Below are 23,907 nucleotides of genomic sequence, written 5' to 3' on the forward strand. Positions count from 1 at the left end.
TTTTCTAATTGAACGCCGTTCCCATTTGATTCTGCAAATAAATAGCTTTGTCCCACGGTGGACTTTATGTATTTGCAAAGGATCATTTAAATGGAAATAGCTGAAGATAAGTTATTGCGACTACCAGAGGTACTAAGACGAATTCCAATCTCAAAATCAAGTTGGTGGAAAGGCGTAAAGGACGGACGGTTTCCTCAATCCATAAAAGTAGGCCCTAGGGTAACTTGCTGGCGAGAACGCGATATAGCGAGAATAGCTAACGAGGGCGCATAATTGTGCCCAATAGCTCTGCATTTTATGAATGCCACAGCTTATCGACACTACAGCGTCGCCAGTTTCAACAGGAAGTCCTTCGCTATTGCTCCGGCATTACATGGGTCAACCCCTACGCGGTGACATTGACGTTTCGGCTGCTGAACTGGCCAACACGAATAGATGTTATCTCGGCTTCAGAAAATGTGCATCATTTTTTGAATAGGCTCAATCGACGCGTTCTAGGGCAAAGAACCAGTGCCAAGACTCGTTTGACGACATTCTCGGTCATAGAATGCGGACTTCGCCCTCACGCTCACCTGTGTATCGATTGTCCAACGGACATGAGCTGCTCTTCGTTCAAGGAACACATCTCAGCTTCCTGGTCAGCGACAAGATGGGCCCGCCCAGAAATCGATGTCCAGCCATGCTATCAAATTGCTGGATGGATAGGCTACATGGGTAAGACGCGCACGAAAGCCTGTTATCCCGATGCAATCGATTGGCGCAACTGTTACTAGATTTGCTGTCAAAAACGACAGACGCAGCTAAGTCTAGTCTGTTCTTAAGCAAATCAATGCTCATACACCAAGGACAGCGCAGAGGCCCTTGATTGAGGTATACTGTCTTGGCTACGACTTAGCCTAAGCCCCACCAACGCTCATCCAATAGAGCGAGATAGCTCGTGACCTGTGGACTATACTGTGGCCTCCCACCATTAGGCCATACGTTTTGGGGATCTCTTAATTGTTGGAAAAATTCTGACGCTTTGTCATCGGCTGCCTTTAGAATACGCATTCTCGATTCATCTGTTTTTACACGCTTAAGCGCCTCAGCAATTTGTATTCGCGATCCCGAAAAGTGTCTGCTGAACGCCTCAATCCTGGGTCGCTCTATCTTTCTACGAAGCGCTCTTCTTGATTCTTCAAACAATCCCTTTATTACAGTGTATATAAGAGATAATGCCCACAGCAAAAAAACGAGTCCAATGACAGCCGCCGTATCGAATGAAAGTGCCCTAAGTATTGATGCAACAAGAAGTACAATTATCGGACTCACGCTCACAAGCGTCGACATGATTTGACCTATGCCGGGCTTTTCCATCCTCAACACGTCACGAGAAAGTATTCCTACCTCATCGAGCGTATCCAATTGATCGCGCTTTCGCGTCAGTACGTTGTTACCTAGCATTGCAATAGCCAGCACTGCCGATGAAACCGCGACCCAGGCATGACCCTCGCGATTCCAAAAGAGCTCGATATTGGGACTTACAGACGCCGACGCCATATTGATAAAGGCTGCGATCATAAAATTCGAAGCTAAGAGCCCTGACAAACCCGGGTTCAGGCCCCATTCGGGTAAAAAGGACAGCATTTCTCGGTTTCTAATAAATACGAGCACCAGATAAAGGATGATAAGAAATGCGCTTGCGCCAGCGCCAAATGGGGTGGGAATGAATACACTCATTACCGCGAGCGCTATCATCGCTAGACGCATTAGCGCGTCCGCAAAAAATGACACCTTATCAATTGAAGCGGCATTGATCATTGCTGTGCGCAAGTCGCCCTGCATGAGATCAATGTACCCCTTTATATCATCCACCCTCGAAAAATAGGCGGCGACGCAGCGCCCTAGCCAAGGCTGCAACCACGAAATATATCTTGCCTCTGAAAGTGCTATGCGTTTTAGAAACGGGAACGGGCTAGCGAGCGAGCTTCTTACTAGGTTCGTTGAATTGCGCACTGGCAAGAGAGCAATCTGTTCTAACGCATGCTTCTGACACAGGACGTCAGCTCTATTCCATAATGAATAGGCGATAAATGCGACGTTTTTTCGATATTTATTTACGACGTTGGGGCGGTTTCTAAACGCGCCTCGTAGAAAGCGTAGACTGAGGATCACGGCCTCATAACTCTTAACGCTACCGGTTTCTTCGTGGTCCGCGTACGCTCGCTTCAGCGTCCTATTTGCCGCCTTGGCAAGAACTTTAGCTTTGTTGTTTGAGCAGATTTGCGCGAATAAGTTCAGGACATCCCTTCTCTCGTCGATATGATTTGGATGAATGCTCGGCGGCGCTTCATCACCGTCCAACATGCTACACACGCGGAAATACTCATGGAACCGCTTATGGGCGAAGGCGTAACCACCCTCGTACTGTCTAATTAGACGAGCCTGCGCCAAAATTCCTATCGCTTTTTCGTTTGAACCATCAATTTGATAGGTTTGATGGCTAGAAAGGCAGCGAGCAAGAGCCTTCGCTACGCGAAGGGCTTCCTCGTATTTGTTGCTGCTTGCCATGCCCCCCTGAAGAGCTCGATGGATTCTCCTACGAATGTAACTTTGGAAAATATCGAACTCAGAATTAGGCAATCGCCCGTCGTTGCCATTGCAAAAATCGACAACTAACGCGAGCAGTAGCGGTGATTTAGCCATGGCGTATAGATCAATACGCTCAGTAAATATCGCAGCAACAAGGGGTTTGGAAGACACGCAATTTTCAGTGACATATTTTTTGATATCGGAATCTGTAAACGGCCTCACGCTATAAGTTTGGTGCGCTATCCATCCAACTGTCGGCGACTTGAATTCGCGTGAAAATACGATTCCAATGCAACCGCCGCTGGTCCTAATAAATTCTACTAGAGCTTGAGACAACGCACCTACGAATTCACCGTGGTGAGGCGATTGACCTACGGCGCCATTTTCGTCGAAAGAATCAAACAGGAAGACTAAGCTACCCTCGGCGTACAATTGATCAAACTCTTCATCGGATATTGAATTTGATCGCGAACCCGTCTGTCTTCTGTATTCGCTTTTTGCCCACTGCCGTAGCGAAGTGACAATTTCCGCTTGTTCTAATTCCAATGTCAGTGGAAAGTCTCGCATATTAAGCAGGAGCGGCACTTTTCCGCCATTTGCCACTCCTGCCAGCAGTTGCCTCGCGAGATTGCGAAGCATCACACTCTTACCTGATCCTGGCTCGCCCTTAACGACCACGAACTCTCTTTCACTCGCGCGAGATATGACCTGGAGCGCAGTTTGGGACGCTGCGTGCATGGCAGTCGCACTCAAGCGCTCGAGCTTTGGATCTATTGCTTTAGTTCGAAAATCGAAAAATCTGAGTTCCCGGTCTAGAGCGTTCAGACTATCTTCGAGGGTGCGGGATATGATCTGCAATTGAACTGCAGATAAGGCAGTTCCACTCCTAAGATTTCCATTTGGCGCATTATGCGAATGCATCACGAGCCATACAATGAGGACGGTGGTAAATAGGATCGCGATGCTAAGGGCTATTAATATGGGCTCGGTAGTTGAGTTGGCTGGCAGGGGCAGGTTTTCAAAATAATGCTGAAGCAGTTGATGTAGCGTGTGCATCGCTATTGACGACTGGGATAGGGCCACTGAGGCCGCCACAACGATACCAGTCGAAGCAATTGTCTTAGCTGCCAGAAGCCGTGACTGCTCTGCCTCAGGGAGCACATATCGGATAACTGCTAGAATAACGATTGTTGTGCACAACATCACCAGCGACGCAAAGAACAAGCTCGCTGTAATGAGGTAGATAGCCGCGCTTAGCGTCAGGCCAATCACCCACGTTATCGGCGCTATCGCTATGCGAGTTAGCAGGCTTCGCATTTTGCCCTCGCTCGTTAACCCAGCGGGAATTGATCGCATAGAGCGATGAGCTTCGAATAATTGGGCCTATTTTGAATTGATTCGGAAGATTGATGACAACGTTAGGTCGGTATTCCGCGTCGTCCGGAAAAATTTACATCAAGACATAAATCCAAGCACACCCAACAATAATGTGGGGTGGAATGTGGGAAATCTTTTAAGGTTTCTATATTATCTCTTGAAAATCAACAACTTGATATGTTGCCGTGGCGGAGGGAGTGGGATTCGAACCCACGAGACGGTTGCCCGCCTACACGCGTTCCAGGCGTGCGCCTTCAACCACTCGGCCATCCCTCCGCAGCTCGGATCAGCGCGGGAGCGAAGCCCCATGGCGAACCGAAGCGGCGCACTATACCCAGAACCGGACCCGAGGCAACACGTCTGATCATAGTCCGGGGCCGCTCCGCGCCGTGCCCTTTTTTGCCGGCCGTGGTAGGCTGGCGCGTTCTTTCCCCTCCAGCAGTCCAGACACCCGCTCATGGCCGTCTTCCGCTTCCTTGCCGCCGTCTTTCTTCTGATTGCGACCATCGCGCTGGTCGTCGACGCCACGCCCTGGGTTTATGGCGCAGGTCCGCTCAAGGCGACGTCTCTCGGCGGGCATTGGCAGGAGCTTGGGGCCACGTCGTACGAGGCCGCGAAATCCGGCCTTTCGGGGCTGGTGGGGTCCTGGCTGTGGGACGGCGCGATCGGCCCGCTGCTCGCGATCCCGACCTTCATCGCGTTCGGCGCGCTGGCGCTTCTGAGCGGCTACGCGGGCCGCCGTCGCAAGACCGTCCGGGTATTCGTGAACTAGATCTTTGCTGAGACCGATAATTCACGCTTCGGACTTTCTCCCCGCTGCCGATTCACGCCGCGCCGGGTAGGCGGCGCGGCGATCGGAGCGGCTAGGGCCGAAGCGATCATGGTCTCTTTTGCCAGACCGATGATTCACGCTTCGGACTGATAGGGTCCGAAGCGATCATGGTCTAGCGGGCGGGCGAGACGGACAACGCCGTCGAGGCCGTCTGGCCGATGGGGACCTCGCTCGCGAGATCGTCGACGATGCCGACGACGATGAGCAGCAACAGCCCGCCGACCAGCCCCATCACGACGCTGCGATGGGATTGATTGAGTTCCGCGATCTGCGCCTCGTCCACGAGATCGACCTCGTTCACCCGGCGTCCCTTGATACCGAAGAACTTGCGGCGGAAGGAGCGGCGGACGTTGCCGCGGTCGATCAGCGGCAGGCGCGCGCGCTCGGCGATTTTCCTGGCGATCTCGGGATAGGGAAATGCGGGGTCCATGTTGGCCTCGCTGACGTAGCCGATGGGGATGGCCTGGCCTTCCCCGCCCTCGTCGTTCTTGGTGATCAGCCGCGCACCCTTGAGCAGCACGGGCACGAGAGAACCGCCATAGATCTCGCGGCGGGTTTCGACCGTGTGGACCTTGTCATAGGGGATGTCGTAGCTGCGGTAGCGCAGCATAGGCGTGGGGCCGCGGCCCGAGGGCAGCGTCATCTTCACCGACTCTTCGCCGAAGGCGACACGCGCGCGGATCGAGAACAGAAGCTCGATCACGATCAGCACCATGAGGATGGTGAAGGCCGTCGCCATGATGCCGAGCCCGATGGCGTCGAAATAGAGGCCGTGCCGCACCCGCATGAAAATCATAGCCGGGATGCTGAGGTAAAACGGCAGGAGAACGAGAAACAGGAAGGAGAAGAACAACTTGCGGCCACCGCCCGCGGCATAGACCGTGCGCTCGTGCTGGACGCCGGAGCCGTCCGCCCCGCCTGCCGCAACCGCCTCAGCCATGTGTCATCACTCCCCTACGCGTCCGTGTGGGGCGGATACTACTCCGTCGCGGCTTGATCGTAAATTGGTGTGCGGAGACCACGTAAAGGCTTTAGCATGGCGCATGGAGGGGGATCTCCTGACCCCAAGCGACCCGAACCGCACAGAGACGCGGTCCATACCTGCATGGCCTGTTGCCGTGGGCCATCAGGTTTGGCGGGACAGACAGGCCGAAGAAGGAGCAGGGTCAACGTGGAGATCGTCATGTCGAAGTTCGGAAAACTCTTCGTTGGCCTGTCGCTGGCCGGAGCCGCACTCTTCGCCTTGCCGAGCGCGGACGCATCGGCGCAAACGCAAAAGCAGTTCACCTTCTCCGAGCGGGCGAACGAGCGCCTCGCCAAGAAGCTCAACATCCCGATCTATTTCGCGCTGCCGACCAGCACCTGGGCGAAGCTTTCCCGCGAGTCGTTCCCGACCTCCGACATCCTGCTCGACTTCAAACATCCGGACGCTTTGAAGAGCGGCTCCGATGCCGGGCTCCGTCTCGTGGTTACGTCGCGTTCCGGCATGGCCCAGCGCCTCGCACGCAGCGGCATCTTCGAAACCGGCGACCTGTTGCTCACGTTCCGTCCCGAGTGGGGCGGAGCCGGCGCCTATCCCAACGTGCAAATGGGCATCAGCCACGCGGGGCTCGCATACATTCGCGACGGCCGGCTTCGGAACCTCGATAACCCGCTCAACGAGGAATATCTGGGTCGCGGCATGAGCGCGGACCTCACGAGCGAGCACTACCGCACGCTCAACTATCTCCACGTCGTGCGTCCGCGCGGACTGACGGACAAGGAACGCGAGAACATCGCGGCGTGGTCCACCCGCCTCAACAGCAGCGCGCGGCAGATCTACCCGAGCCAGATCAAGTTCAACGACGATTACAACGCGCCGAAGTTCAAGTCCGGCCGCCCGCTGGAGTTTGTGAAACGCGTGGGGCAGATCGGGCTCGGCCAGAGCCCGGCGGGCACGCTCGATCTCTATTGCTCCGAGTTTGCGTGGGCGGTGCTCGCGCTCCGGGGTTGCGATCCTGCAACCACAGCAGACCAGTTCAAGGGCAGCCGTATGCCCTCATGCATCAAGCCCGCGATGGCGCCGCTCGGCGCGACCGGCAACAACATCCCGGGGCGGGGGCGCTCCTCGACCGTCGGGCTCGCCGACGGCCCGCTCACCATCATCGACGGACTCAAGCTTCCGAACGACCAGCGCCGCGCCCTGCTCGAAGCCGTATTCGCAGAAAACCCTGCCGGCCTGCAGAAAATGTCGGAAGGGCACCGCAAGGTTGCCGAGGTCATGCAGCCGAAGTTCGAGCAGCTCAAAGACTACTATCTTGGCGTCAGCGGCGGCACCATTACGCAGCGGCTTCGCGCCCGCCTGATACGCGCGATGTTCAACCGCGCGGTGCCGGAGAACTATTCGCCGACGTCCTATCTGCTCAACACGCTGCTCGATCCGAACAACAACAAGCGGACGATGGATTACGTGGCGACCATCGTCATCGAATAGGCGGGTGCGGAGCCGTCACCGGCTGGAGAACTTGAGGCTTTCGCACACGGTGAGCACGCGGGCGAGGTCGTGGCCGCGCTTCAGTACGGCACCCGAGCGCATCACCACGCTGTAGGCGCCCTGGCGGCGCGCGAGTTTCGGACACTTCTCCACGCGGAACAGCGGGTATTCGCTTGTGCGCTGGAAGATCGCGAAGACGGCCTTCTCGCGGCCCATCTGCAACGCGTAATCGCGCCATTCGCCGGCCGCGACCTTGCGCGCATAGACGGCGAGGATTGCGTCGAGTTCGGCGCGATTGAAGGCAACGACGGGATTGCTTCGAGGAGAGGAACCGGCTGACGGGCCCATTGGCCCATGGGTACGTTGAAACCCGCCCGTCTCACGCGGGCGGAAACGTATGGGGTCGGATTCGCTCAACACGCGCCTCCCTTCAGCCACGCGTGCATGATCGCGCCATGCCGTTCTTTTTTCAAGCCGTTCCGTCGCAACATTTCACATCGGCGCCACAAAACCTCCTTCGGCGGGCCCCATTGGTCCGTATGATCCATCGTCATACGCGCCCCTGGCCCGGTCCAATTCAGCCTCGGATTCTCCCCTAACCCCCATCCGAGGTTATCTCCTGGACCGGGCCTTTCCTTTTTTGCGGTTCGCGCGCTTCCAGGCGGCACACAAAATCCTTGCTCCCGACAGATTGGCGTCAAGGCGGCGCCCTTTGGCCGCCCAGAATCACGGGCAGAGTTCTTGTCGTTGGCTTCGCCCGGCTGCCCCATCGGCCGGCCTCCCCCCGAGCCCCCAAATCCGGCCGATTGCCGGCAGCCGGGCGGGCCTTCCTCCCCAATTTTGCTCTTCTTGTCTCAAGACACTCCTCTTCCAAAGCGCAATGGGCCGGTTCCCCCAACCGGCCCTTTGTCTTTGCCCGCATGGACGCAATCCGGTATCGATCCCGGCATCGGGCAAGCAAGAGAGGATCCGGCATGGCGAAGAGCGGCGCGAAGACAGGTGGCAAGAAGACGGGCGGCACGAAAACGACCGAGGCTCGCAAGCCTGCAACCAACCCGCTGCTCGCAACCTGGCGCACGCCTTTTAAGGCCCCGCCGTTCGCTTCGATTGCGCCGCATCACTTCCCACCCGCATTCAAGGCCGCCCTCAAAGCGCACCGGGACGAAATCGCCGCCATCGCGGGGGCAACATCGAAACCCTCGTTCGCCAACACCGTCGTCGCACTCGAAAAGAGCGGTGCGCTTTTGAACCGTGTTGCCGACGTCTTCTTCAATCTCACGAGCGCGCACACCAACGCCGAGCTCGAAGCGATCCAGCGCGACGTGGCACCTCTGCTGGCCAAGCATCAAAGCGCCGTTCTCCTCAACCGCCGCCTGTTCCTCAGGATCGACGACCTCCATGCGCGCCGCGAGCGGCTCGGCCTCGACGCCGAAGCGCTGCGCCTGCTCGAACGGGTGCACACCAACTTCGTACGCGCGGGGGCAAAGCTCGACGCCAAGTCGCGCAAGCGGATCGCGGAGATCAACACCGAGCTTGCGACGCTCGGCACCGCCTTCAATCAGAACGTGCTGGCCGACGAGCAGGCCTGGCACATGATCCTCGATGGCGAGCGCGATCTCGCGGGGCTGCCGGATTCGGTCCGCGCTGCAGCAGCGCAGGCCGCCGCCGATCTCGGCAAGCCGGGGCTTCACGCGATCACGCTGGCGCGCTCCAGCGTGGAGCCGTTTCTGCAATTCTCCGCCCGGCGCGATTTGCGCGAGGAGGCCTGGAAAGCCTGGGTTCGACGCGGCGAACTCGGCGGCAAGACCGACAACCGCAAGATCATCGTGCGCATGATCGCGCTTCGGCGCGAGCTTGCGGGCCTGCTCGGATACGAGAACTACGCGGCCTATGTGCTCGACGATACCATGGCCAAGACGCCAGACACGGTGCGCGGTCTCCTCGATAAAGTCTGGCCTGCAGGGCTCAAGCGCGCACAAGCCGAGCGCGATGCCCTGGAGGCGCGGGCACGCGCGGACGGCGGCAACTTCGACATCGCCGCGTGGGATTGGCGCTATTACGCCGAGAAAGAGCGGAAGGCGCGCTACGACCTCGACGAGGCGGAAGTGCGCTCCTACCTGACGCTCGACAACGTGCTGGCGGCCGCGTTCGACACGGCGGGCCGCCTGTTCGGCATCAAGTTCGAAGAGCGCTTCGATATTCCGCGCTACCACGACGACGTGCGCACGTGGGAGGTGACGACGAAGACCGGCGGCAAGCACGTCGGGCTCTTCCTCGCCGACTATTTCGCGCGGCCCTCGAAGCGTTCCGGCGCGTGGATGTCGTCCTACCGCACGCAGCACAAGCTCAAGGGCGAGGTGAGGCCCATCGTCGTCAACGTGATGAGCGTTGCACGCGGGGCGCCCGGCGAGCCGATGCTGCTGTCTTTCGACGATGCGCGCACGCTGTTCCATGAAATGGGGCACGGTCTGCACGGGCTTCTGTCCGACGTGACCTATCCCTCGCTCGCCATGACGAACGTACTGCACGATTTCGTGGAGCTGCCGTCGCAGCTTTACGAGCATTGGCTCTCGCGGCCGGAAGTGCTGAAACGTTTCGCGACGCACGTGAAGACGGGCAAGCCGATCCCCGACCGCATCCTGAAGCAGCTCGCCGCCGCGCGGACTTTCAACCAAGGCTTCCAGACGGTGGAATACACGGCATCCACGCTGCTCGATCTCGAACTGCATACGCGCGAGGACGCGGGCGAACTCGACGTCGATGCCTTCGAGCGCGACGTGCTCGCGCGGATCGGCATGCCGGCCGAGATCACGCCGCGCCACCGCATCCCGCACTTCCAGCACATCATCGGCGGCTATGCCGCGGGCTATTACAGCTATCTCTGGTCGGAGGTGATGGATGCGGACGCGTTCGCGGCCTTCGAGGAAGCGGGCGACGTCTTCGACCGCAAGACCGCCAACAAGCTCAAGACGCACATCTATTCCGCGGGAGACCGGCGCGACGCACTCGATGCGTATGTGGCGTTCCGCGGCCGTCCGCCGGAGATCGACGGCCTGTTGCGCAAGCGCGGGCTGGCGTAGCGTTGCGCCCTTCGCGTAAATCTCTGCCGTGTGTCATCACGGCCAAGTTGAGCGAAGCGAAGCGAAGAGCCGGGACCTAGGAAAAGCTTCTACCGCATTAAATTATTGTGTCTCCGGCGACTCTGACGCTGGGTCCCGGATAAGGCTCCAGCTTCCGCCTCCGCCTTTCCGGGATGACAGAAGAGGCGCGCCCGTCAGCTCTCGTTGAGGACGATGAGGTGGTCGGGCAAGCGGTTCGCGTCGCAGGAGCCCGGCGGGAAATGCTTTGCGAGATGGCCGCCGACCTCCTCGATGGCTGCGATGAAGCCGTCCACGTGGCGGTCCTCCCCGAATGCCGCGGTGAGGCGATCGACGATCCCCTGCCAGGTGTCCTTGGCGACACGCTCTTCGATGGCGGCATCGGCCACGATTTCCGCGCGGCGCTCGGCAGCCGAGACAAAAATCAGAACGCCCGTACGGCCCTCCGTCGTGTGCAGGTTCTGGACGAGAAACTGCTCCAACGCGCGGCGGCGGACGCGCGCGCGTTTGACCGACTGCGGCACCAGCGCATACCGGATAGGGCGCGGCAGCGTGAGGGTGAGCACAGCCGCGAAGGCGCCAAGCTGCGCGAGATAGATCCACGAGGTGGGCCACCACGTGCCTAGAATGAGGATCAGCGGCAGGGTGAGCGCGACCACGGAGGCCCACAGGAACGGTGCGTAAAGATAGGTGCTGCTCTCGGCCGCGAGGACGGCCACGATCTCGCCCGAAGTCTTGCGCTCCGCTTCGGCGATAGCCTCCGCGACGCGGTGCTCGTCGGTTTCCGAAATCAAGTGTCCCATCGTTCGTCCTGACCTGCTCTACCAGCTTCCCGAGCCGCCACCACCGCCGAAGCCACCGCCGCCGCCCGACCAGCCGCCGCCTCCACCGCCGGACCAACCTCCACCGCCGCCCGACGGCCAGCCACCGCCCCACGATCCCGATCCGGCGCCTGGTCCGAAATCGGCCGCGCGGCGGTTGCGGCCACGCCGTCCCAGCGTTTGCGGCTGCGACTGCGCATAGCGCCACTGGGCGTAAGCGACATAGAGAACGATGCCGACCCAGAATGCGATCAGCAGGAGCCCGATCCAGTTCGGGCCATCGCGCTTGCCGAGACCGCGCGCGCGCTCCTTCACAGCTTCGCCATCGCCCAAGAGCGTGTCCTTGAGATCGCGGACACCGGCGGCGACGCCGGCGCCGAAGTTACCGCGGCGGAACTCCGGCAAGATGGCGTTTTCGATGATGATGCGGCTCATGAGATCGGTGACGACCGGCTCCAGTCCGCGGCCGACCTCGATCCTTACCCTGCGCTCGTTGGGGGCCACGATGAGGAGCACCCCGTTATCCTTCCCGGCGCGTCCGATGCCCCACTTCCGCCCGAGCTGGTAGCCGTAATCCTCGATCTCATAGCCCTGGAGCGACGGTACCGTCACCACGACGAGTTGGTCCGTCGACTTCTCTTCCAGCGCGGTGAGCGCGGTTTCGATGTTGTAGCGGTCGACTTCCGTCAGCAGCTTCGCGTTGTCGACGATGCGCCCCGTAAGCGTGGGGAACGTGGGCTGCGCGAGCGCTGGCCCGCAGGCGAGCGCACCGAGCACAATCGCTGCGAACACCGCAGCGAGCGGCACAGTCCAAAGCCTTTTGGCTCCTGCGCTCACCATTTACTCGCTCATGAGGTTGACGCGAGCGGGTATCACTCGCCCGCGCTGAAATCGACCTTCGGTGCCGTCGTCTCTTCGGCCGGGATGTCGAATGTCGCCATCGGCTGCTTGTCGGAATAGAGCGCCATCTTCCAGAGGCGGCCCGGGAACGTGGCCAGCTCCGTGTTGAAGCGGCGGACGGCCTCGATGTAGTCGCGGCGCGCGATGGCGATGCGGTTTTCGGTGCCTTCGATCTGGCTTTGCAGCGCCAGGAAGTTCTGCCCCGACTTGATGTCCGGGTAGCGCTCGACCACGACCATGAGCTGGCGCAGTGCGCTGCCCAGCGTGTTCTGCGCATCCTGGAATTGCTTCATCGCTTCCGGATTGGTCGTGATGTCGGCGGGAACCTGGACGCTGGCCGCCCGGGCGCGGGCCTCGGTGACGTCCGTCAGCACCTTACGCTCCTGCTCGGCAAAACCCTTCACGCTCTCGACGAGGTTCGGGATCAGATCCGTGCGGCGCTTGTATTGGTTCAGCACTTCCGACCATGCCGCCTTGGCGCTTTCCTCATAGGTCGGAATGTTGTTGACGCCGCAACCGGCGAGCGAAACCGCAAGAAGGGCCGCTGTGAGGAAGGCAAGAGGGCGGGACGCGCGGTGCGCGAGAGCTGCGGTCATGGCTGAAACCTCGCTGGTGGACCTGTTCCCCAAGGATCTAGCAGAACGCGAAGGCGCGGGGAATCACCCGCAATAAGTGGCCGTGACCAATTCCCTTAAAAAGCTGGCGACTCCAGGCCGTTGCGCTTAACCAACGGCGGAGCTTGAAGGCCGCGAACAGGCCCCGTGCGGTTAGACTCCGGTTCACAAAGCCGGAGTCTCCCAATGTTTGCCTCGCGTTACGCCGCCGCTGCCGCCGCAGCCCTCGTTCTGCCGTTTGCCGCCTCCGCCGCGCACGCGTGCCGGGGCGGCGATTGCACCGACGTCCGCATCCGCGAAGTGATCGAAGGGCCGCCGGTCGCCATCGTGGAGCCGGTGCCGGTCATCGTGGCACCCGGGCGCGTCGACACCGTGCGGATGCCGCCCGAGACCGTCACGGTCGTGGAAGACGTCGTCATGCAGCCTGCGGGATACATGTGGTATCGGACCGGCCCTAACGGCGAGCGGTGCTGCGCAGTGCCGGTGCCGGCCGAAACGAAGCTCGTCCGGCGCGAGGTGGTCGTGCGCCCGAGCCGCACCGTGACACTCGTCACGCCTCCCGAGCACAGGTGGCGGAACGCGGTTGTGGGCGTTGCGCCCACCTTCCGCACCGTTACCGACTATCGATCTTCCGTCCGGCGGTCCGGCAAGCGCGAGCGGACGCGGGTTCGCGTTCGCCGCACCACGACCGTCATGGCGCGTCCGCTGTGGTATGGATGGTAAGATAATCGAAGACAAACGGCGGCTAAATACGGAGCGTCTTCGTCAGACCGCCACATTCCCGACGCACATCGTTCGTTGCGGGGACCGGAACGCGGACGCCGACGCGCAGGGGGAGAGTTCGCAGCATCATGCGAAATACGATTGCCGTGATGAATACGAAGGGCGGCGTGGGTAAATCCACGATCGTGCTCGCGCTCGCCGAGACGCTCTCGGCCTATCACGGCAAGAACGTGCTCGTGATCGACAGCGATTCGCAGGCTTCCGCCTCCGCGATGCTCATGACGATCCCCAACCTGCACCGGCTGCAGCAGAACGCGCTGACACTCGTGGATTATCTCGTCGCACGCGTGCTGCAGAACGCGGAAAGCGACTGGCCGCGGTTCGTGGTCCGCAATGTGTCGGACGTGGACGACGCGCGCAGCGTGTATCTCATTCCGAGCGACATGCAGCTCACGCTGTTCGAACGTGAAGTCTCGAAGGAAAGCCTGCATGGGCGGCTGAGATCGGTGATCGGCGAGTTGCTCGCGGGGGCGCGCAACGTGTTCGACATCATTCTCATCGACTGTCCGCCGGGGCTCTCCGTGTTGACGGAGAGCTGGCTGCGCGAAGCCGACTATCATATCTCGCCCACGAAGGCCGATTACGTCTCGGTGTGCGGGCTTGAGGTGTTCCGCCGCTTCAAGGCGCTCAATCCCGAAATGGGGTTTGCCGAAAATCTGGGCGTGCTCGTCAACATGAAGGAAGCGATGTCGCCGACGGAAGAGGACTATCACGCCTGGCTCCGCAGCAATCCGGACAACCGCTGCTTCGAGCAGGTGGTGCCGCGCGCCGTAACGATGCAGGAGGCCGCGCGCTTCCACGACCCGGACCGCTCCTATCTCGCCAAGTATCCGGGCCAGATGGGAAAGTCGCTGAGGCTGCTTGCGGAGGAGGTTCTCGTGCGGATGGGGCATCCCCTCGGCGCCGCGCCTGCGACACCGCCGTCGACCACGCTCGCAGGAGCCGGATCGGCGCAGGGCAGAGAGCCCGGCTCGGCCAGATCCACGTCGTCGGCCCCGTGACCCCACACATGACGGCGCGACACCACCGCGCACGCCATTGAGGCGCGCGGCCAGTCTTTCGCCGCCGAGCAGATCGTTCTCAAAATATCGAGAAATTGGAGCGGGCGATGAGATTCGAACTCACGACCCTCACGTTGGCAACGTGATGCTCTACCCCTGAGCTACGCCCGCATCCGATGGGGTAATCCGCGCCCCGAAGCGGCGCGCCCGGTCTTATTGCTCAACCGCCGCGGCTTTGCAAGCGTCTTGAAAGGAGGGGGTCGCGGGGCGGCATCCTCTTCACCATATTGCCACCGTGGGCCGTGGCTGCGAAGGTCGGCCCCTCAGAATTTCAAGGAGTGACGGCATGGATTTGGGAGGATTGAACCCCGGCAGCGGAGCGGGGGCGGGCGACGTCATCAAGGACGGGACCAGCGCCACCTTCGCCAAGGACGTCATCGACGCCTCCCGGGATGCCCTGGTGCTTGTCGACTTCTGGGCCTCCTGGTGCGGACCGTGCAAGCAATTGACGCCGATCATCGAAAAGGTCGTCAAAAGCTACGGCGGCAAGGTGCGCCTCGTCAAAATCAACACAGACGAGCATCCGGCCATCGCAGCACAACTGCGTGTGCAATCGCTGCCCACCGTCTATGCGTTCCGCGACGGTCGTCCGCTCGACGGCTTCATGGGGGCGCAGCCCGAAAGCGCGGTGCGCCAGTTCGTGGACCGACTGATCGGCGACGACGCGGAAGCCGACATCGCCGCCATCCTGGAGGCCGCGGAAGCCGCGCTCGAAGCGGGTGACCTGCAGACGGCAGCGGGAACGTTCGCGGCGGTGCTGCAGGACGATCAGCAGAACGCGCAGGCGCTCGCCGGGCTCGCGCGGTGCTATTTGAAAAGCGGAGATACGGAGCGTGCGGAGCAGACACTCGCGCTCGTGCCGCCCGATGCCCAAGCAAGCGCGCCGGTGCAGAGCGCACGGGCTGCGCTTGAACTCGCGAAGGTTGCCGATCAATCCGACAACCGCTCCGAACTCGAATCCCGCCTCGCGGCCGATCCGTCCGATCCCCAGGCGCGTTTCGACCTGGCCGTCGCCCTCGCCGCGCGAGGACAGAAGGAAGACGCGCTCGAACATCTTTTGGATCTCGTTCGCCGCAACCGGAGTTGGAACGAGGAGGCGGCCAGGAAGCAGCTCGTTCAGCTCTTCGATGCGTGGGGCCCCAAGGATCCTCTGACCCTGGAAGGCCGCCGGAAGCTGTCGTCGATCCTTTTCAGCTGAGGAAGCGAGGCTTTATTCGTGACCCTTTCCGATCTCTACCGGCATCCCGCGGACCTGCCGCCGCGGCTGCCGCTGTTTCCGTTGCGGGGCGCCATTTTGCTGCCCGGCGCGACGCTTCCGCTCAACATCTTCGAGCCGCGCTATCTCGAAATGATCGACGACGTGATGAGCGGCTCCAGAATGATCGGGATGGTTCAGCCGGCGTCGGACGGCGACGAAGAGAGCCCGCTCGGCAAGGCGGTGGCGCTGCGCCGGATCGGCGGGGCAGGCCGCGTCACGAGCTATCAGGAACTCGACGACGGGCGCGTCGCAATCTCCATCACCGGCGTTTCACGGTTCGAGATCGTGGGCGAAGCGGAAACGGGCAAGGCGTACCGCGCGGCAACCGTCAGCTACGACTGTTTCGCAGGCGACCTGACGCGCGGGCTCGGCGAGGAGCTGATCGACCGCGAGAGGCTCACGCGCGCGCTCAAATCGTATCTCCATCGCAACAACCTCAAAACCGATTGGTCGGTGATCGACCGCGCGCCGTCGGAATTCCTGATCAATGCGCTGTCCGTCATGTGCCCCTATGGGCCTGAGGAAAAGCAGGCGCTGCTCGAAGCGCGCGACCTCAAGACGCGGGCCGACGTTCTCGTCGCGCTCGCCGAAATGGAGCTTGCGACGGGCAGCGGCCCGGACGGCACACTGCAGTAACGCGGCCGAAAACCTGGCGGGAGACGCAACACCATGACCGACACCACACCCCAGCCGAATGCCGCGCCAGACGAGCCGGACCCGAAGCTGCTTTCGCTTCTCGTGTGCCCGGTCACGAAGGGGCCGCTCACCTACGATCGCGCCGCCCGCGAACTGATCAGCGAAAAGGCCAATCTCGCGTACCCGATCCGTAACGGGGTGCCATTGATGACGGTGGAAGCGGCGCGGTCCCTCGATACCCCGAAGGACAAATCCCCAAGCGCGACCTAGGGTCCGTACTCAATATTGGATGGGACATTGAGTACGGACCCTAATCCTCCGTCGTCGCAAAATTGTCTCCGATTCGTGGTTATTTGGGCGAGGCTGCTTCCTCGCGGGCTGAAGCGGCAAAGACGGCTCTTCAACCCGGACGGCAATTCATGACCATGGAAAGACAGGGCAGGATGCGGCGCATGACGCGGCGTCTCGCCGGACGCCTGCAGGACGGCTCCTGGCCCGCGCCGCGCGGCCTCATCGCATTGAAGGCGCTGGACGGATCGGTGCGCAACGGATTGCGCTCTGGCCTTCAAACCGGGCGCCTGCCGCTGCTCGTCAGAAAGCCGGTGCCGAAGGTTTATGGCCGCATCGGCAATCTCGAAGTCCGCCTCGCCGAAGGACGGCGCGACGTTCTCTCCGCCCAGCGGCTGCGCTACGAAGTCTTTTACGAAGAAATGAGCGCCAAACCGAGCGTGATCGCCGGGATGCGGCGGCTCGATCAGGATCCCTACGACGCGATCTGCGACCACCTGCTGGTCGTCGACCGCAGTGGGGAGACCGGCCCCCATCCGAAACCCTGGACATCGACCCGGCGGCCCAGCGTGGTCGGCACCTACCGGGTATTGCGCCAGGAGGTGGCCCAGCGCAGCCTCGGGTTCTATACCCAGAGCGAATACAATATCGAACCGCTCGTGGCGGCAAAATCGCCGCGTTACCGCTTCATGGAGCTCGGGCGCTCGTGCGTGCTCGCGCCCTACCGGACGAAGCGCAGCGTCGAACTCCTGTGGCACGGGCTCTGGACCTACGTGCGCGAGCACAAGGTGGACGTGATGATCGGCTGCGCGAGCTTCGAGGGGACGGACCCCGAGGCGCACGCGATGGCGCTCTCCTTCCTTCATCATCACGCGCTGGCACCCGCCGAATGGCGCTGCCGGGCGCACGATAACCTCTACGTGCCGATGGATCGGCTGCCCGCCGAGCAGGTCAACGTGAAGGCCGCCCTCAAGGAGCTGCCGCCGCTCATCAAGGCTTATCTTCGGCTTGGCGCGTTCGTGGGCGACGGCGCGGTGATTGACCGGCAGTTCGGCACCACAGACGTGCTGATCGTCCTGCCGGTGGAGAAGATCGATCCGCGCTACTTCGGCCATTTCGGCGCGCCGGACGAGGTAAAAAGCCGCGTTGCGGCAGAGGCTTAGGTCGTTGGGGCGTTGACGGTGTCCTTTCCCGCGGGTGTCATCCCGGACAGGCGGAGCCTTATCCGGGACCCGGCATAAGGCTCGTCGAAGACGCGATTTTCGCGATAAAAGCTTCTCCTAGGTCCCGGCTCTGCGTTTCGCTACGCTCCACTTGGCCGGGATGACAGTGGTGAGAGCGAACGCCGCCGCCTTTCGGGCGTTTTCCCTTCCCGTGCTGTCGCCGGGGGGTTTCATGCCCGTTCGCAACCGGCTATCCGTTCCCCCTACACTAGAGCGTCCGATCCGACGGAATCGGATCGGACGCTCTAGACCTTGATGAGACCGATGATTCACGCTTCGGACTGATAGGGTCCGAAGCGATCATGGTCTAGCGGGGTGGCGGATGGCGGGACGAGAGCGACGTCGGAACGAGAGCGGAGAGGGCGACGGCGCAGCGGCTGCTGCGGCCGCTGTCTCTGCCTTTGCCGATGCGACGCCCTCGATGGCGCAGTACCTGGAGATCAAGACCGCCAATCCCGACAGCCTGCTCTGGTACCGGATGGGCGATTTCTACGAGCTTTTCTTCGAAGACGCGGTCGTCGCGTCTCAAGCGCTCGGCATCGTGCTCACCAAGCGCGGCAAGCACCGGGGCGAAGACATCCCCATGTGCGGTGTTCCCGTTCACCGGGCTGACGAATATCTCGAACGCCTGATCCGGCGCGGCTATCGCGTCGCCGTCTGCGAGCAGCTCGAAGATCCGGCGGAGGCGCGCAAACGCGGCGCCAAGGCCGTCGTGCGGCGCGACGTGGTGCGGCTCGTCACGCCCGGCACCCTGACCGAAGAAACGCTGCTCGATGCGCGCGCGCGCAATTATCTGACCGCGCTCTTTCAGGCACCGGGCGGGCCAGAGGGACCGCTGATCGGCTCGACCGCCACGGTTGCGCTCGCCTCTCTCGACATCTCGACCGGCGAGTTCGAGGTGGGCGAGACGCGGGGCGTGGATCTGCCGGGTGAGCTGGTGCGGCTCGCACCGGGAGAGGTGATCGCCGCCGATAGCGTGCTCGCAGAAGCCGATCTTACGGCGTGGATCGAGCGGGCGGGCGGGGCTGCGACGCCGGTGCCGGCGGCCTCCTTCGACGGCCTCGCGGGCGAGCGCGATCTCAAGGCGCGCCTCGGGGTTGCGGATCTCGGAGCATTCGGCGTTTTCACACGTAGCGAGATGGCCGCCATCGGCGCACTTCTGCGCTACGTGGACCTTACCCAGATCGGAAAGAAGCCCATCGTGCGCCCGCCGCGCCGCATGGGCAGCGGAGCGGCTCTCACGATCGATGCGGCGACGCGCGCGAGCCTCGAACTCGTGCGGTCCACATCGGGCGAGAAATCGGGCAGCCTTCTCGATGCCATCGATTGCACTGTGACGGGACCCGGTGCGCGGGAGCTGGCCGCGCGTCTTGCGGCCCCGCTCTCCGATCCCGCGGGCATCGAAGCGCGCCTCGACGCGGTGGCCTTTCTGGTGGACGACGAGGCGGTGCGCGACGCGTTGCGAGAGGCGCTCAAGGGCGTTCCCGATCTTGCGCGCGCGGTTTCGCGCCTCGCGTTCGGGCGGGGCGGACCGCGCGATCTCGCCGGCATCGCGCAAGGGCTCGATGCTGCCGATGCCATCGGCCGTCTGCTCGCCTCCAAATCGCAAAAGATCGATTTTCCCTCCGAGCTTCAGCAGCTCTTCGCGCGGATCGAGGGACAGGGCGCGGATCTCCTCGCGCTGCTCAAGGCGGCACTGGTGGACGACCCTCCCCATCTCAAGCGCGATGGCGGGTTCGTAAGGCGCGGATACCGCCCCGCGCTGGACGAGGCGCTGGCGCTGCGCGACGACAGCCGCCGCGTGATGGCCGCGCTCGAAACCCGCTACGTGGACGAGACGGGCGTGAAAACGCTGAAGGTGCGCCACAACAATATTCTCGGCTACTTCATCGAGGTGACGCAGGCCAACGCCAAGCCAATGCTGGACGCGCCGCTCAACGAAACGTTTCGGCACCGCCAGACGATGGCGAACGCCGTGCGCTTCACGACTGTTGAACTCGTGGAAACGGAAGGGCGCATCGCGTCCGCCGCAGATCGCGCGCTGGCTCTCGAACAGGACGTGTTCGCCGAGCTGACCGCCGCCGTCGCGGCCGCCGAACGCATGCTGTCCGATGTCGCGGCCGCGCTTGCGGAGCTGGACCACACCGCCGCGCTTGCCCATCTCGCGCATCACGAGCGCTACGTGCGGCCGGTGGTCGACGCGAGCCACGCGTTCGAGATTCGCGCCGGGCGCCATCCCGTGGTGGAGCAGGCCTTGAAGCGCGCACGCGGCGGGCCGTTCGTCGCCAACGATTGCGTGCTCGGGCGCACCGAAACCGTACCGCTCCCGCCCGGCTTCGACGAGATGCCGGATGCGCGGATCTGGCTCGTTACCGGGCCCAACATGGCGGGTAAATCCACGTTCCTGCGCCAGAACGCGCTGATCGCCGTGCTCGCGCAGATGGGCTCGTTCGTACCCGCAGCCGAGGCCCATATCGGTGTGGTCGATCGCCTCTTCAGCCGCGTCGGCGCTGCCGACGATCTCGCACGCGGGCGATCCACGTTTATGGTCGAGATGGTCGAAACGGCCGCCATCCTGAACCAAGCCACGGCCCGCTCGCTCGTCGTGCTCGACGAGATCGGACGCGGGACGGCGACCTTCGACGGGCTCTCCATCGCGTGGGCGGCCGTCGAATACCTGCATGAGGAGACGCAGGCGCGGGTGCTGTTCGCGACCCACTATCACGAGCTGACGGCGCTGGCCGGGCGGCTCGCGTCGGTCGCCAACGTCACCATGGACGTCAAGGAATGGCGCGACGAGATCGTGTTCCTTCACCGCGTGAAGGCGGGGGCCGCCGACCGCTCCTACGGCATCCAGGTGGCCAAGCTCGCCGGGCTGCCGCCGCCCGTCATCGAGCGCGCACGCGAGGTGCTGGCGCTTCTCGAAACGTCGGACCGCAAGCGCGGGTCGAAGAATGGGCCGCTCGAAGAGCTGCCACTGTTCGCCGCCGCCCGCCCCCAAAGCGTGCTTCAGGCCCGCGGGCCAGGACCGCTCGAAACCGCGCTCGATGCGCTTAACCCTGACGAGTTGACGCCGCGCGCCGCTCTCGATGCGCTTTATCGCCTGAAACGTATTCGCTCGGACGAGCCGGGCTGACGGTTCTCCTCAGCCCTCCATATCAATGATCGGCGGAAACATCTTAGAATAGGCCCATGGATACGCCCCGCCTTCCGCCCGCGCCGTACTTCGACCCCCAGGAGTTGCGCCAGACGCTCACCGGGCTCTTACAAGAGCGTGGTGGAGACCCCGCCGAGGCGCGGCCTGCCATCGTCGAGCGGCTCAAGACGCTCGTCAAAGCCGCCCGCGGAACGGCCCGCCTCCAGCTCGAAGCCGACGGAAACGGGCGGCGGTGCGCCAGGGGCCTCGCGCGCTTTCAGGACGAACTGGTCCGGCTGATCTACGATTACACCGTCGCGCACGTGTACCGGGCGACCAACCCTTCCGACGCCGAGCGCATGGCGGTGGTCGCGACCGGCGGCTATGGACGCGAGTTGCTGGCCCCCGGATCCGACATCGATCTGCTGTTTCTTTTGCCCTACAAGCAAACGCCCTGGGGAGAGAGCGTCGCGGAGTACATCCTCTACGTCTTGTGGGATCTCGGTTTCAAAGTGGGCCACGCGACGCGCACCGTCGATCAGTGCGTCAAGCTCGCCCTCCAGGATACGACGATCCGCACGTCTCTGCTCGACATGTGGCTCATCCACGGCGACGCCGAACTTTACGCAGAACTCGAACGCCGCTTCCGCGACGATGTGATCAAGGGATCGGAACGCGCGTTCGTCGATGCCAAACTTGCCGAACGCAGCGAGCGCCACCGCCGCGCGGGCGAAAGCCGGTACAAAGTCGAGCCCAACATCAAGGACGGCAAGGGCGGCCTGCGCGATCTGCACACGCTGCACTGGCTTTCCAAGTATCTCACCGGCCACGACGTGGGGCCGAAAACGGTGGCGATGGGGATCTTCACCAACGAGGAGGCCGCAACGTTCCGGAAGTGCGAGAACTTCCTTTGGACCGTGCGCTGCTTCCTCCATTTCTACACCGGCCGGCCGGAGGAGCTGCTGTCGTTCGACATCCAGCCGATGCTGGCCGAACGGCTCGGATACCGCGACAAAGGCGGCTTGCGCGCCGTCGAGCGTTTCATGAAGCATTACTTTCTCGTCGCGAAGCAGGTCGGCGACCTGACCACCATCCTCTGCGCCGCGCTCGAAATGCAGCAGCTCAAGAGCACGCCGGTGCTCGAAGGCCTGTTGAGCCCGCTGACGTGGAAGATGCGCCGGCAGATCCGCGACACCACAGATTTCCGCATCGACAACGGCCGTCTCAATATCGCCGACAAAGATACGTTCAAGCGCGATCCCCTGAACCTGATCCGCTTCTTCGCGCAGGCGGAGAATACGAGCGCCTTTTTGCATCCCAACGCGATCCGTCAGCTGCGGCGCTCCTATCGGCTGATCGACGACACTCTACGCAACGACCCGGAAGCCAACCGCATCTTTCTTTCGCTTCTCACGGGCCGCGTGAACCCGGAAGCGACGCTCCGGCGCATGAACGAAACCGGCGTGCTCGGCCGTTTCATTCCCGAGTTCGGCCATGTCGTCGCGATGATGCAGTTCAACATGTATCATCACTACACGGTCGACGAGCATCTCATCCGCACCGTCGGCATGTTGACGGACATCGAGCGCGGAAAGTCATCGGACGAGCTTCCGCTGTCGACCGAATTGATCAAGACGATCCAGAACCGGCGCGTGCTCTACGTGGCTGCTTTCCTGCACGACATCGGCAAGGGGCGTGTCGAAGATCACTCGCTCGTCGGCGCCGAGATCGCGCGCACGCTGTGTCCGCGCCTCGGGCTCTCGGCTGCGGAGACGGACACGGTCGTCTGGCTCATCGAGCAGCATCTCACCATGAGCAACATCGCCCAGAGCCGCGACATCTCGGACCCCAAGACGGTGCGTGACTTCGCAGACATCGTGCAGAGCCCCGAACGGCTCAAGCTGCTTTTGATCCTGACCAGCGCAGATATCCGCGCGGTCGGGCCGGGCGTCTGGAACGGCTGGAAGGGCCAGCTTTTGCGCACGCTCTATCACGAGACGGAGCCGGTTCTTTCAGGCGGACACACGAAGATCCCGCGCAGCCAGATCGTGGCCGACGCCCAGGCGGAGCTACGCACCGCGCTTTCCGACTGGAACCCGGCAGCCATCGACCGCTTCATCGATCGGCACTATCCCGACTACTGGATGCGCACGGAGCCGCGCCGGCAGATCGATCACGCGCGCCTGCTCGACCGGGCAGAACGCGAGGGCAAAAAATTCGCGACCGATCACGTCACGGATGCGTTCTCGGCCATCACCGAGCTTACGGTGTTCGCGCCCAACCATCCGCGTCTGCTGTCTCAGTTCGCAGGCGCGTGTGCCGCCAACGGCGCGAACATCGTCGGCGCGCATGTGACGACCACCCGCGACGGCTTTGCGCTCGACACCTTCCTGCTCGCGCGTGAGCTTGACGAGGACGACGACGAGCATCGCCGTGCCGAGCGGGTCGCGGATACCATCGGGCGCGTTCTGCGCGGGGAGGCGTGGATTCCAACGCTGCTCGAACAGCGCCGCCCCGCGCCGCCGCGCGTCGAAGCGTTCACGGTCGAACCCGAGGTCATCATCAACAATTCGCTGTCGGACGCCTTTACGGTCATCGAGGTCACGGGGCGCGACCGCACGGGTCTGCTCTACGAGCTGACGACGGCCCTCTCGGATCTTTCGCTCGACATCACGTCCGCTCACATCACGACCTTCGGCGAGAAGGCCGTGGACGTGTTCTACGTCACCGATCTCACGAACAAGAAGATCGACAGCGAGACACGCCAGAAATCCATCCGCGAACGACTGACCGAGATCCTGTAGGGGCCGCAGACGCAGGACGCGTAGCGGCTTGC

General features: G+C 62.2%; 18 protein-coding genes and 2 tRNA genes. 12 read left to right on the forward strand and 8 right to left on the reverse strand.

Annotated features, from left to right (window positions below; all coding sequences use genetic code 11):
- Positions 1 to 90: 90 nt before the first annotated feature.
- Positions 91 to 273: a helix-turn-helix transcriptional regulator gene (locus W911_RS17065; protein ID WP_051388494.1), complete on the forward strand. Its 183-nt coding sequence runs from the start codon at positions 91 to 93 to the stop codon at positions 271 to 273.
- A 618-nt stretch (positions 274 to 891) separates the two neighbouring features.
- Here the strand turns inward: W911_RS17065 and W911_RS17640 are convergent.
- The gene (locus W911_RS17640; RefSeq protein ID WP_158412818.1) at positions 892 to 3,843 is read right to left on the reverse strand and encodes an NACHT domain-containing protein; all 2,952 of its coding nucleotides are present in this window, start codon (positions 3,841 to 3,843) and stop codon (positions 892 to 894) included.
- A 291-nt stretch (positions 3,844 to 4,134) separates the two neighbouring features.
- Positions 4,135 to 4,224 (reverse strand) — tRNA-Ser (locus W911_RS01470).
- 181 nt (positions 4,225 to 4,405) lie between these two features.
- On the opposite strand from W911_RS01470, the gene W911_RS01475 reads away from it, so the two are divergent.
- Positions 4,406 to 4,720, forward strand: coding sequence for a hypothetical protein (locus W911_RS01475; RefSeq protein ID WP_023785741.1), 315 nt, complete (start codon positions 4,406 to 4,408; stop codon positions 4,718 to 4,720).
- A gap of 172 nt (positions 4,721 to 4,892) precedes the next feature.
- On the opposite strand, the gene W911_RS01480 is transcribed toward W911_RS01475, so the two are convergent.
- Positions 4,893 to 5,720 carry a hypothetical protein gene (locus W911_RS01480; protein WP_023785742.1) on the reverse strand — a complete coding sequence of 276 codons (828 nt, stop codon included), beginning with the start codon at positions 5,718 to 5,720 and terminating at the stop codon, positions 4,893 to 4,895.
- Positions 5,721 to 5,963: 243 nt separating this feature from the next.
- On the opposite strand from W911_RS01480, the gene W911_RS01485 reads away from it, so the two are divergent.
- Positions 5,964 to 7,253, forward strand: coding sequence for a hypothetical protein (locus tag W911_RS01485; protein ID WP_144083477.1), 1,290 nt, complete (start codon positions 5,964 to 5,966; stop codon positions 7,251 to 7,253).
- 15 nt (positions 7,254 to 7,268) lie between these two features.
- Here W911_RS01485 and W911_RS01490 read toward each other — a convergent pair whose 3' ends face one another.
- Positions 7,269 to 7,673: a DUF2794 domain-containing protein gene (locus W911_RS01490; RefSeq protein ID WP_425277574.1), complete on the reverse strand. Its 405-nt coding sequence runs from the start codon at positions 7,671 to 7,673 to the stop codon at positions 7,269 to 7,271.
- A gap of 554 nt (positions 7,674 to 8,227) precedes the next feature.
- On the opposite strand from W911_RS01490, the gene W911_RS01495 reads away from it, so the two are divergent.
- Entirely contained in the window at positions 8,228 to 10,333 is a 2,106-nt protein-coding gene (locus tag W911_RS01495; RefSeq protein WP_023785745.1) for a M3 family metallopeptidase, read from the forward strand.
- Positions 10,334 to 10,527: 194 nt separating this feature from the next.
- Here the strand turns inward: W911_RS01495 and W911_RS01500 are convergent, their stop codons facing one another.
- The 3 genes from W911_RS01500 to W911_RS01510 are packed head-to-tail and all read right to left on the reverse strand — an operon-like array spanning position 10,528 to position 12,668.
- The gene (locus tag W911_RS01500) at positions 10,528 to 11,154 is read right to left on the reverse strand and encodes a TPM domain-containing protein (RefSeq protein ID WP_023785746.1); all 627 of its coding nucleotides are present in this window, start codon (positions 11,152 to 11,154) and stop codon (positions 10,528 to 10,530) included.
- An 18-nt stretch (positions 11,155 to 11,172) separates the two neighbouring features.
- A complete protein-coding gene (locus W911_RS01505; protein ID WP_023785747.1) occupies positions 11,173 to 12,012 on the reverse strand; it encodes a TPM domain-containing protein in 840 nt (279 codons plus the stop codon).
- 32 nt (positions 12,013 to 12,044) lie between these two features.
- On the reverse strand, positions 12,045 to 12,668 hold the full coding sequence (locus W911_RS01510) for a LemA family protein (RefSeq protein ID WP_023785748.1): 624 nt from the start codon (positions 12,666 to 12,668) through the stop codon (positions 12,045 to 12,047).
- 204 nt (positions 12,669 to 12,872) lie between these two features.
- Between W911_RS01510 and W911_RS01515 the strand changes: the two genes are divergently transcribed.
- Both W911_RS01515 and W911_RS17070 read left to right on the forward strand, forming a co-directional pair.
- Positions 12,873 to 13,409, forward strand: a complete 537-nt coding sequence (locus W911_RS01515; RefSeq protein ID WP_041316138.1) for a hypothetical protein — start codon at positions 12,873 to 12,875, stop codon at positions 13,407 to 13,409.
- Between the two features lie 128 nt (positions 13,410 to 13,537).
- Positions 13,538 to 14,470 (forward strand): ParA family protein, encoded by a 933-nt coding sequence (locus W911_RS17070; protein WP_023785750.1) that lies wholly within the window; start codon positions 13,538 to 13,540, stop codon positions 14,468 to 14,470.
- A gap of 96 nt (positions 14,471 to 14,566) precedes the next feature.
- Here W911_RS17070 and W911_RS01525 read toward each other — a convergent pair.
- Positions 14,567 to 14,641 (reverse strand) — tRNA-Gly (locus W911_RS01525).
- A gap of 175 nt (positions 14,642 to 14,816) precedes the next feature.
- Here W911_RS01525 and trxA point away from each other — a divergent pair.
- The 6 genes from trxA to W911_RS01555 all read left to right on the forward strand — a co-directional run bounded on the left by trxA (position 14,817) and on the right by W911_RS01555 (position 23,875).
- Positions 14,817 to 15,728, forward strand: a complete 912-nt coding sequence (gene trxA / locus W911_RS01530) for a thioredoxin (RefSeq protein ID WP_023785751.1) — start codon at positions 14,817 to 14,819, stop codon at positions 15,726 to 15,728.
- Between the two features lie 18 nt (positions 15,729 to 15,746).
- Complete coding sequence (locus tag W911_RS01535; protein ID WP_023785752.1) at positions 15,747 to 16,424, forward strand: LON peptidase substrate-binding domain-containing protein; 678 nt, start codon at positions 15,747 to 15,749, stop codon at positions 16,422 to 16,424.
- Positions 16,425 to 16,457: 33 nt separating this feature from the next.
- Positions 16,458 to 16,694, forward strand: coding sequence for a Trm112 family protein (locus W911_RS01540; protein WP_023785753.1), 237 nt, complete (start codon positions 16,458 to 16,460; stop codon positions 16,692 to 16,694).
- 182 nt (positions 16,695 to 16,876) lie between these two features.
- Positions 16,877 to 17,875, forward strand: coding sequence for a l-ornithine N(alpha)-acyltransferase (gene olsB / locus W911_RS01545; RefSeq protein WP_041316988.1), 999 nt, complete (start codon positions 16,877 to 16,879; stop codon positions 17,873 to 17,875).
- A gap of 382 nt (positions 17,876 to 18,257) precedes the next feature.
- Positions 18,258 to 21,071 (forward strand): DNA mismatch repair protein MutS, encoded by a 2,814-nt coding sequence (gene mutS, locus W911_RS01550; protein WP_023785755.1) that lies wholly within the window; start codon positions 18,258 to 18,260, stop codon positions 21,069 to 21,071.
- A gap of 56 nt (positions 21,072 to 21,127) precedes the next feature.
- On the forward strand, positions 21,128 to 23,875 hold the full coding sequence (locus tag W911_RS01555; RefSeq protein WP_023785756.1) for a [protein-PII] uridylyltransferase: 2,748 nt from the start codon (positions 21,128 to 21,130) through the stop codon (positions 23,873 to 23,875).
- The last annotated feature ends 32 nt before the right edge of the window (positions 23,876 to 23,907 follow it).

Origin of the sequence: Hyphomicrobium nitrativorans NL23 (assembly GCF_000503895.1) — a bacterium.
In the GTDB taxonomy this organism is placed as follows: domain Bacteria; phylum Pseudomonadota; class Alphaproteobacteria; order Rhizobiales; family Hyphomicrobiaceae; genus Hyphomicrobium_C; species Hyphomicrobium_C nitrativorans.